This is a genomic window from Syntrophales bacterium (genome assembly GCA_030655775.1).
In the GTDB taxonomy this organism is placed as follows: domain Bacteria; phylum Desulfobacterota; class Syntrophia; order Syntrophales; family JADFWA01; genus JAUSPI01.
This window is the reverse complement of sequence record JAUSPI010000056.1, coordinates 1-3,248: the sequence shown is the minus strand read 5'-3', so window position 1 is coordinate 3,248 and position 3,248 is coordinate 1. Positions and strand designations below refer to the sequence as shown.

The 3,248-nt window shown below is 44.5% G+C and carries 4 protein-coding genes; all 4 read left to right on the top strand.

Annotated features, from left to right (window positions below; all coding sequences use genetic code 11):
• Positions 1–578, top strand: a 578-nt coding sequence (locus Q7J27_02890) for a hypothetical protein (GenBank protein ID MDO9528085.1), incomplete at its 5' end; no start/stop codon positions are given.
• A gap of 89 nt (positions 579–667) precedes the next feature.
• Complete coding sequence (gene speB / locus Q7J27_02885) at positions 668–1,522, top strand: agmatinase (GenBank protein MDO9528084.1); 855 nt, start codon at positions 668–670, stop codon at positions 1,520–1,522.
• 12 nt (positions 1,523–1,534) lie between these two features.
• Positions 1,535–2,083: an arginine decarboxylase, pyruvoyl-dependent gene (locus tag Q7J27_02880; protein MDO9528083.1), complete on the top strand. Its 549-nt coding sequence runs from the start codon at positions 1,535–1,537 to the stop codon at positions 2,081–2,083.
• 332 nt (positions 2,084–2,415) lie between these two features.
• Positions 2,416–3,248: adenylate/guanylate cyclase domain-containing protein (locus Q7J27_02875; protein MDO9528082.1), on the top strand; the 833-nt coding region annotated here is incomplete at its 3' end.

Genomic DNA, 3,248 nt, shown 5'->3' with positions numbered 1-3,248 from the left:
GCAGAAATTACGACATATATCCGGAATTCCAGGTAATGATTGATAAGCTCCTGGAGCTTAAAAACCAGGGAACGAATATCTATTTATTTGAAGGAAACCACGATTTCTTTCTTGATGAATTTTTCGGCAATCACGGTATCCATGTTTTTTCTGATGGAGCCGCCGTCGATCTGGATAAAAAGAAAGTGTTCGTATCCCACGGTGATACAATAGATACAACAAATAAATCATACTTGCTTCTGCGCGGATTCTTGAGAAGTAAAGTATTTTATATGATTCAAAAAAAACTCCCTTCTGCTCTTCTATGGAAGATTGCCAGGATTAGCTCTAAGACGAGCAAAGATCATCTGGCCCGGCCGCCTGAAGGACTTGCCGATAAAATGAAGGCATTTTCCATGAAAAAATTCAGTGAGGGTTTTGACGCCGTTATTCTCGGGCATTGTCATCAACCCATCATTGAGCACTATGTGATAGATGGCAGGAAAAAGACATTCGCTGTTCTGGGTGACTGGATCAGCCATTATTCGTATATTTTGTATGATAATGGCGACTTCATGCTTACTTTATACAAATCATAAACATTTGTTCGGGCACTGAATAACAAAACATGGACAGATATCGTCATATATGGTAGCTACATTTCCATATTTCCTGGAGTTAATAGGATATGGATTTTGGCGGGTTATATTCGGAATATTCTTCCTTCGAAAATGCTACCTTTGTTGTAGTCCCGGTTCCTTACGATTTAACCACAAGCTATCAGGCCGGGGCGAGAAACGGGCCCTCAGCCATCATCGATGCTTCATGTCAAATGGAGCTTTATGATGAAGAACTTCGTGTGGAAACTTATCTTTCGGGGATCCATACACTGTCCCCTCTCGAAGTGGAAGCAGGGGGACCGGAAAAAATGATTGAGACCGTTCGCGAAAGGATCGCCTACATCCTTTCTTTTGATAAGATACCCGTTATCATCGGGGGAGAACACAGCATTTCGCTTGGTTCCGTTCAGGCAATGAAGGAAAAATATCCAACTCTCTCTGTACTTCATCTTGATGCCCATGCCGATATGAGGAATTCATACCAGGGTACACCTTTCAGTCATGCCTGCGTCAGCCGCAGAATATCTGAGATATGTCCTGTCGTTCAGGTGGGAATTAGAAGTATGAGTGCCGAGGAGGCAACTTTTATAAAAGAAAACGGGATTAAAATATTTCCCCCGGACTTTCTCCACGAAAATCCCCTATTGGAAAGGGAAATATGCAAAAACCTGTCGAAAGATGTCTATCTGACCATAGATCTTGATGTGCTCGACCCGTCTATTATGCCGGCAGTTGGCACTCCTGAGCCAGGAGGGGTTTGCTGGAATGACCTTACCCGCCTTATCAAAGAGGTCTCTAACAACTGCAAGATACGGGGTTTCGACATCGTTGAGCTGGCTCCCATTCCGGGGATGGTTGCCCCTGATTATACTGCAGCCAAACTTACATACAGGGTTATGGGTTATATAAATTCAAGGCAATAAGGAGAAAGAAAATTGAAGGATTTCGTTCCCAGGAAAATGTTTTTCACGAAAGGCGTAGGTTCTCATAAAGAAGAACTTCACTCCTTTGAGCTGGCACTGAGAGATGCCGATATAGAAAAGTGTAATTTAGTTCAGGTATCAAGTATTTTTCCACCGGGCTGCAAGGTCGTTTCAAGAAAGCAGGGCGTGAAAGAATTGAAGCACGGGGCTATAACATATTGCGTTATGAGCCGTTGCAGCAGCAATGAACCGAGAAGGCTCATTGCCGCTTCGGTTGGTTGCGCCATTCCGGCCGATAAGAGTATGTACGGCTATATCAGTGAACATCACGCCTATGGTCAAACAGGAAGGCAGGCGGGGGAATATGCGGAAGACCTGGCAGCGGCTATGCTCGCATCGACTCTGGGAATTGATTTCGATATTGACGCCGCCTGGAATGAAAAAGAAGAAATCTTCAAGATAAGCGGTAAAATAGTCAGGACGAGAGAAATTACCCAGTCTGCTATTGTTAAAAATATAGGGTACACGTCCGTAATAGCTGCCGTGGTCTTTGTTTTTTAATCCACAGATTTCGCAGATTTACTGCGGCGAAGCCGCAAAGGCGAAAGGTCAAGGGCTAAAGGCTAAGGGCCAAGAATTAAGATTCAAAGGTCGAATTTGTTTTGTTGCTTTCACCTTTCAGCCTTTTGCCCTTCATCTATGTTTTTAAGTTTGGAATAAACTTGATGCTTTCGTAAAAAGTCATAATACTACCTAATCTGTCATTCCCGCGAAAGCGGGAATCCAGTAATTACACGCAGTTATAGATTCCCGATCAGGTCGGGAATGACAAAACGGCAAAAACTCCGACTTTTTACGAAACCGTCAAACTTAAGTCATAGGGGGCATAAAAGATGAAATGCCCAAAGTGCCAGCTTGATAATCCTGATGGGTCCAGGTTCTGTAATGAGTGCGGCCACGGACTGGAAATTTCCTGCCGTGCATGCGGGAATGTAAATCCGCCTACCGGTAAATTTTGCAATGAATGCGGTCATAGTCTGAAAAACCCCTCGGACGTCAATCCCGTCGTCCATCCGGAAACATCATTTCCTGGCGACGAATCCGTCGTTTATCCTGATTCAATTAAAAGTGAACGGAAACATATAACGGTCCTGTTTTCCGACCTGTCCGGATATACTGAAATGTCGGAGAAATTAGACCCCGAAGAAGTCAAAGAGATTATGAACCGCATCTTCGGGGAAGTTGCCCGGGTTGTGACCAGGTATGGAGGAATTATCGATAAGTTTATCGGTGATGCCGTCATGGCCCTTTTCGGTGTGCCAAAAGCCCATGAAGATGATCCATTCAGAGCCATTATGGCTGCAAGGGAAATACACGATGTAGTGGAAGCCATAAGTCCCCAGCTGGAGGAAAAAATTGGAAGGTCCATATCGGTGCATACCGGTATCAATACGGGGCTCGTAGTTACTGATAAAATGGATATTGAAAAAGGTAAACACGGGATGACCGGGGATGCCATCAATTTGGCCTCTCGCCTTACGGATATGGCTGGCGCGGGTGAAATTCTTGTCGGTCCTGATACCTATCGCCATACTGAAGGGTTTTTCAATTTTGAAGGTCTCGAATCCACAAGGATTAAAGGAAAAGCTGAACCGGTTGAAGTTTACAAAGTGCTGTCCGTGAAGGAAAGGCCTGTTAAAATTCGTCGTCTCTCAGGTCTGAGGGC